This is a genomic window from Pseudomonas sp. HMSC076A11, assembly GCF_001810205.1.
In the GTDB taxonomy this organism is placed as follows: Bacteria; Pseudomonadota; Gammaproteobacteria; order Pseudomonadales; family Pseudomonadaceae; genus Pseudomonas; species Pseudomonas aeruginosa.
Genome location: NZ_KV800281.1, coordinates 26,946 through 32,984, shown reverse-complemented (window position 1 = coordinate 32,984; position 6,039 = coordinate 26,946). Strand labels below are relative to the sequence as shown.

At 66.1% G+C, this 6,039-nt stretch carries 6 protein-coding genes and 1 pseudogene; 5 read left to right on the top strand and 2 right to left on the bottom strand.

What is annotated here, in order from left to right:
* The 4 genes and pseudogenes from bauA to gabP form a co-directional block, all read left to right on the top strand.
* Positions 1 to 689, top strand: a pseudogene (gene bauA, locus HMPREF2716_RS05740) (beta-alanine--pyruvate aminotransferase); the annotation flags it as partial.
* Entirely contained in the window at positions 689 to 976 is a 288-nt protein-coding gene (gene bauB / locus HMPREF2716_RS05735; protein ID WP_003083790.1) for a beta-alanine degradation protein BauB, read from the top strand. The pseudogene bauA and the gene bauB, both read left to right, overlap by 1 nt.
* 83 nt (positions 977 to 1,059) lie before the next feature.
* Positions 1,060 to 2,553: a CoA-acylating methylmalonate-semialdehyde dehydrogenase gene (locus HMPREF2716_RS05730; RefSeq protein WP_003083788.1), complete on the top strand. Its 1,494-nt coding sequence runs from the start codon at positions 1,060 to 1,062 to the stop codon at positions 2,551 to 2,553.
* A 168-nt stretch (positions 2,554 to 2,721) separates the two neighbouring features.
* On the top strand, positions 2,722 to 4,149 hold the full coding sequence (gabP, locus tag HMPREF2716_RS05725) for a GABA permease (protein WP_003083784.1): 1,428 nt from the start codon (positions 2,722 to 2,724) through the stop codon (positions 4,147 to 4,149).
* Positions 4,150 to 4,230: 81 nt separating this feature from the next.
* On the opposite strand, the gene HMPREF2716_RS05720 is transcribed toward gabP, so the two are convergent.
* Positions 4,231 to 4,572 carry a zinc ribbon domain-containing protein YjdM gene (locus tag HMPREF2716_RS05720; protein WP_003101229.1) on the bottom strand — a complete coding sequence of 114 codons (342 nt, stop codon included), beginning with the start codon at positions 4,570 to 4,572 and terminating at the stop codon, positions 4,231 to 4,233.
* Between the two features lie 72 nt (positions 4,573 to 4,644).
* Positions 4,645 to 5,145 (bottom strand): LEA/WHy family protein, encoded by a 501-nt coding sequence (locus HMPREF2716_RS05715; protein ID WP_003101228.1) that lies wholly within the window; start codon positions 5,143 to 5,145, stop codon positions 4,645 to 4,647.
* A 100-nt stretch (positions 5,146 to 5,245) separates the two neighbouring features.
* Between HMPREF2716_RS05715 and HMPREF2716_RS05710 the strand changes: the two genes are divergently transcribed.
* Complete coding sequence (locus HMPREF2716_RS05710; protein WP_003101226.1) at positions 5,246 to 5,866, top strand: hypothetical protein; 621 nt, start codon at positions 5,246 to 5,248, stop codon at positions 5,864 to 5,866.
* The last annotated feature ends 173 nt before the right edge of the window (positions 5,867 to 6,039 follow it).

Below are 6,039 nucleotides of genomic sequence, written 5' to 3'. Positions count from 1 at the left end.
TCGCCGCGGTGATCGTCGAGCCGATGTCCGGCTCCGCCGGCGTACTGGTACCGCCGGTCGGCTACCTGCAGCGCCTGCGCGAGATCTGCGACCAGCACAACATCCTGCTGATCTTCGACGAGGTGATCACCGCCTTCGGCCGCCTGGGCACCTACAGCGGCGCCGAGTACTTCGGCGTCACCCCGGACCTGATGAACGTCGCCAAGCAGGTCACCAACGGCGCCGTGCCGATGGGCGCGGTGATCGCCAGCAGCGAGATCTACGACACCTTCATGAACCAGGCGCTGCCCGAGCACGCGGTGGAGTTCAGCCACGGCTACACCTACTCCGCGCACCCGGTCGCCTGCGCCGCCGGCCTCGCCGCGCTGGACATCCTGGCCAGGGACAACCTGGTGCAGCAGTCCGCCGAGCTGGCGCCGCACTTCGAGAAGGGCCTGCACGGCCTGCAAGGCGCGAAGAACGTCATCGACATCCGCAACTGCGGCCTGGCCGGCGCGATCCAGATCGCCCCGCGCGACGGCGATCCGACCGTACGTCCGTTCGAGGCCGGCATGAAGCTCTGGCAACAGGGTTTCTACGTGCGCTTCGGCGGCGATACCCTGCAATTCGGCCCGACCTTCAACGCCAGGCCGGAAGAGCTGGACCGCCTGTTCGACGCGGTCGGCGAAGCGCTCAACGGCATCGCCTGATGAGCGGCCGCCCGCAAGCCGTACCCACCGTGCAGGTGGACAACGCCGAGGTGATCGTGACCGAATGGCGCTTCGCCCCCGGCGCGGAAACCGGGCGCCACCGCCACGGCCACGACTATGTGGTGGTACCGCTGACCGACGGCACGCTGCTGCTGGAAACCCCCGAGGGCGACCGCCACGCGCCGCTGGTCGCCGGACAGGCCTACTTCCGCAAGGCCGGCGTCGAGCACAACGTGATCAACGCCAGCGCACACGAAGTGGTCTTCGTCGAGACCGAGATCAAGTAATCCGCACCCGCTCCCCAGGGAGCGGGTAAAGGGAAAGGGCCACGGCCCTTTCGTCACCCCTAGCGAAGAGAGAACAAGACAAGATGGGCACCCTCCACCACCTGATCAACGGCGAAATGGTCGCCGACAACGGCCGCAGCGCCGACGTCTTCAACCCCTCCACCGGCGAAGCCATCCACAAGGTCCCGCTGGCCGACGGCAAGACCCTGCAGAAAGCCATCGATGCCGCCAAGGCCGCTTTCCCGGCCTGGCGCAACACCCCGCCGGCCAAGCGTGCACAGGTGCTGTACCGCTTCAAGCAACTGCTGGAGCAGAACGAGGCGCGGATTTCCAAGCTGATCAGCGAAGAGCACGGCAAGACCCTGGAAGACGCCGCCGGCGAACTCAAGCGCGGCATCGAGAACGTCGAGTACGCCTGCGCCGCCCCGGAAATCCTCAAGGGCGAGTACAGCCGCAACGTCGGCCCGAACATCGACGCCTGGAGCGACTTCCAGCCGATCGGCGTGGTCGCCGGGATCACCCCGTTCAACTTCCCGGCGATGGTGCCGCTGTGGATGTACCCGCTGGCCATCGCCTGCGGCAACACCTTCATCCTCAAGCCCTCCGAGCGCGACCCCAGCTCCACCCTGCTGATCGCCGAGCTGTTCCACGAAGCCGGCCTGCCGAAGGGCGTGCTGAACGTGGTGCACGGCGACAAGGAAGCCGTGGACGGCCTACTCCAGGCGCCGGAAGTGAAGGCCATCAGCTTCGTCGGCTCGACCCCCATCGCCGAATACATCTATGCCGAGGGCACCAAGCGCGGCAAGCGCGTGCAGGCCCTGGGCGGCGCGAAGAACCATGCGGTGCTGATGCCCGACGCCGACCTCGACAACGCCGTCAGCGCGTTGATGGGTGCCGCCTACGGCTCCTGCGGCGAGCGCTGCATGGCGATCTCGGTGGCGGTATGCGTCGGCGACCAGGTGGCCGACGCGCTGATCGCCAAGCTGGTTCCGCAGATCAAGGCGCTGAAGATCGGCGCCGGCACTTCCTGCGGCCTCGACATGGGCCCGCTGGTCACTGCCGCCGCGCAGGCCAAGGTCACCGGCTACATCGACAGCGGCGTGGCCCAGGGCGCGGAGCTGGTGGTGGACGGCCGCGGCTACCAGGTCGCCGGCCACGAGAACGGCTTCTTCCTCGGCGGCAGCCTGTTCGACCGGGTGACCCCGGAAATGACCATCTACAAGGAAGAGATCTTCGGCCCGGTGCTGTGCGTGGTTCGCGTCAACAGCCTGGAAGAGGCCATGCAGTTGATCAACGACCACGAATACGGCAACGGCACCTGCATCTTCACCCGCGACGGCGAGGCCGCACGCCTGTTCTGCGACGAGATCGAGGTCGGCATGGTCGGCGTCAACGTCCCGCTGCCGGTGCCGGTGGCCTACCACAGCTTCGGCGGCTGGAAGCGCTCGCTGTTCGGCGACCTCCACGCCTACGGCCCGGACGGCGTGCGCTTCTACACCCGGCGCAAGGCCATCACCCAGCGCTGGCCGCAGCGGGCCAGCCACGAGGCCTCGCAATTCGCCTTCCCCAGCCTCTGAAGGCTGACGACGACAGGCATGGTCGGTAACGACCATGCCTTTTTTCTTTTTCCGCAATCAGGAGTCCGCAACGTTCCACCGCCGTGAAACCTCACCCACGGCCGCACCCATGGCGTCGCCCACAAGGCGGCCCAGACCTTGCCCAAGAACAATTAAAGGGTCTCAACGATGTCCAAAGTCGTACTGGCTTCACAACTGCCGAACAAGCGCAACGCCTCGCTCGCGCCCGGCCTGAAACAACGCCACGTCACCATGCTGTCGATCGCCGGGGTGATCGGCGCCGGCCTGTTCGTCGGCTCCGGCCATGCCATCGCCGCCGCCGGCCCGGCCGCCCTGCTCGCCTACCTGATCGCCGGCACCCTGGTGGTGCTGGTCATGCGCATGCTCGGCGAAATGGCGGTCGCCTCCCCCGATACCGGTTCCTTCTCCACCTACGCCGACCGCTCCATCGGCCGCTGGGCCGGTTTCACCATCGGCTGGCTCTACTGGTGGTTCTGGGTGCTGGTGATCCCACTCGAAGCGATCGCCGCCGCGGCCATCCTCAACGCCTGGTTCCCGGCCATCGACACCTGGATCTTCGCCCTCGCGGTGACCTTCCTGCTCACCGTCACCAACCTCTTCAGCGTGGCCCGCTACGGCGAGTTCGAGTTCTGGTTCGCGCTGCTCAAGGTGATCGCCATCATCGCCTTCATCGTGCTCGGCGCGGTGGCCATCGTCGGCGGCCTGCCGGAGCGTGAGGTCAGCGGCCTGTCCAGCCTGATGGCGAGCCACGGCGGCTTCGTGCCGAACGGCTACGGCGCGGTGCTCGGCGCCCTGCTGACGACCATGTTCAGCTTCATGGGCACCGAGATCGTCACCATCGCCGCCGCCGAGTCCAAGGACCCGGCGAAGCAGATCACCCGCGCCACCAACTCGGTGATCTGGCGGATCGGCCTGTTCTACCTGGTGTCGATCTTCATCGTGATCTCCATCGTGCCGTGGAACGACCCGCTGCTGATCCAGGTCGGCTCCTACCAGCGCGCCCTGGAGCTGCTGGACATCCCGCACGCCAAGCTGATCGTCGACCTGGTGGTACTGGTCGCCGTGGCCAGTTGCCTGAACTCGGCGATCTACACCTCGTCGCGGATGGTCTTCTCCCTGGCCAAGCGCGGCGACGCCCCAAGCGTGCTCAAGCTGACCAACACCGCCCACGTACCACGCCCGGCGGTGCTGGCCAGCACCGCGGTGGGCTTCCTCACCACCATCGTCAACTACTTCGCACCGGAGAAGGTCTTCACCTTCCTCCTCGCCAGCTCCGGCGCCGTGGCGCTACTGGTGTACCTGGTGATCGCCGTGGCCCAGTTGCGCATGCGCAAGCAATTGCAGGCCAGCGGCCAGCCCATCGAGTTCCGCATGTGGCTATATCCCTGGCTGACCTGGGCGGTGATCCTGTTCATCGTCGCCGCGCTGAGCATCATGCTGATCATGCCGGAGCACCGTCACGAGGTGTTCGCCACCGCTCTGCTGACGATCTTCACCGTCTGCCTCGGGCTGCTCAACGCGCGACGCAAGCCGCGCCTCGGCGAGGACTACGCCGGGAAGACGGCGCGGGTCTGAGTCCACCACCGGGGGAAGAACCCAGACAGCCCTCCAAAGAAAAGCCCGGCCAATGGCCGGGCTTCTTCAGGCAAGGTCGTCTCAGACCTTCCTGACGAATTCCGATTTCAGCTTCATCGCGCCAATGCCGTCGATCTTGCAATCGATGTCGTGGTCGCCGTCCACCAGGCGGATGTTCTTCACCTTGGTGCCGACCTTCACCACCAGCGAGGAGCCTTTCACTTTCAGGTCCTTGATCACGGTGATGGTATCGCCGTCCTGGAGAACGTTGCCCACCGAATCCTTGATCACCTTGCCATCATCGGACGCCGTAGCGGCCTCGTTCGGCGACCATTCATGGGCGCACTCCGGGCAGACCAGCAGCGCACCATCCTCGTAGGTGTATTCGGAGTTGCATTGGGGACAGGGCGGCAGCGTGCTCACGGCATTCTCTCTTCAGCAGGGGGACGAAAACCGCAGATTATATAGGGTTTCTCGCTCCCCTGCCGAACCGCCTCAGAGCCCCTTGGTCTTCGGCGCGCCGACGGCCGGCCCGGAGAAGTCGAGGGTGCCCTTTTCGCTGAAGCGCACGGTGCCGAACAGGCCTCCGGCGAGCTTGCCCTTCACCACGTAGGGCATGCCCCGGGTCGGAGCGTTGTTGCTCAGGCCCCAGGCCTGGCGGAAGGCGGAAAAGGCGGAGACGGTCAGCGGCACGCTCACCACCCGCTCGCCGAAGCGCGGCACCTCGCCGGTCTGGTCGCTGACGCCGCTGGCCAGGGGCTGGCCGTTGACGTCGAGGTCGAGGGCGATGCCGTTGTATTCGATCGGCTCGTCGTTGGGGTTCTGTACCCGCAGCTTGACCATGAAGCGCATTTCCATGCCTTGCCCCGGCAGGGGTTCCAGGCCGACCAGGTCGATACGCAACGGATCGCGCTGGCCGAAGGTGCTGCAGGCGCTCAACAGGACGCCCAGGCACAGGGCCGGCAGCAGGCGGCCGAGGTTCGCAGGCAGGCGCATGGGTTCTCCTCCTTGGGTCGAATGTGCGCCCATGGTGCCACAGCCGCTAGAATTCGCCGCGCAGCCGATCCGGCTGCGCCAATGGACAAAGGACATGCCCATGCCTACACGCGTTCTGCGCGGCCTCGTCGCCGCCCTCCCACTGTTCCTCGCCGCCTGCTCGGACTCCGCTCCGTCCAGCGAGGAGATCGCCCGCCTGCTCGCCGAGCGCGGCTTCGACAAACCCGCCTGCGCCAGCTCCACCCTGTTCAAGACGTTCCCGGTGACGCTCTCCGACAGCTTCTCCGGCCCCGGCCCGGCGAAAGGCAACGCCGCGGTCTACGACGCGCTGGTCGGCGTCGGCCTGCTGCGCCGCGACGGCGATTCCTACGACCTCACGCCCGCCGGCCGCGAGGACTACAAGCCCGAGTCGAAGGCCTTCTGCTACAGCAGCGGCTTCGACGTCAGCGTCCGTTCGGTGGACCCCGCCAAGCCCGACGACTACGGCCCGGCCGTGGAAAAGGGCTGGTTGGTCACCGTCGAGGTCAAGCCACGCGAAGTGAAGGACTGGGCGAAGAACCCCGAGGTGCTCAAGCAGGCCAGCCTGACCACCCTGCAACAGATCACCCAACCGCAGGTCGGCCAGGTCTCGCTGGTCAAGCCACGCGGCGAGGAAGGCTACAAGCTCGTCAACACCCGCTTCTCGCCCAGGCAGGGCTTCCACTTCAACCAGGCCTGGTAATCCCACGCCGTCCTTCCGCCCGCCCCGCTCGGGGCGGGCTCCTCATTCAACCCACTGATCGATAAAGGTTTTTTCGACGGACGAAACAGCCGGGCGATTGCTCGCCCGAAAGCTTTCGTATACATTCGTTTTCACTGTAAACACCGTATACATCGAAAACGAAGCTGATCAGA

Coding starts and splice junctions, on each gene's coding strand:
- HMPREF2716_RS05710 (WP_003101226.1), top strand. CDS start 5,246: ATGCCTACACGCGTTCTGCGCGGCCTCGTCGCCGCCCTCCCACTGTTC.
- gabP (WP_003083784.1), top strand. CDS start 2,722: ATGTCCAAAGTCGTACTGGCTTCACAACTGCCGAACAAGCGCAACGCC.
- HMPREF2716_RS05715 (WP_003101228.1), bottom strand. CDS start 5,145: ATGCGCCTGCCTGCGAACCTCGGCCGCCTGCTGCCGGCCCTGTGCCTG.
- bauB (WP_003083790.1), top strand. CDS start 689: ATGAGCGGCCGCCCGCAAGCCGTACCCACCGTGCAGGTGGACAACGCC.
- HMPREF2716_RS05730 (WP_003083788.1), top strand. CDS start 1,060: ATGGGCACCCTCCACCACCTGATCAACGGCGAAATGGTCGCCGACAAC.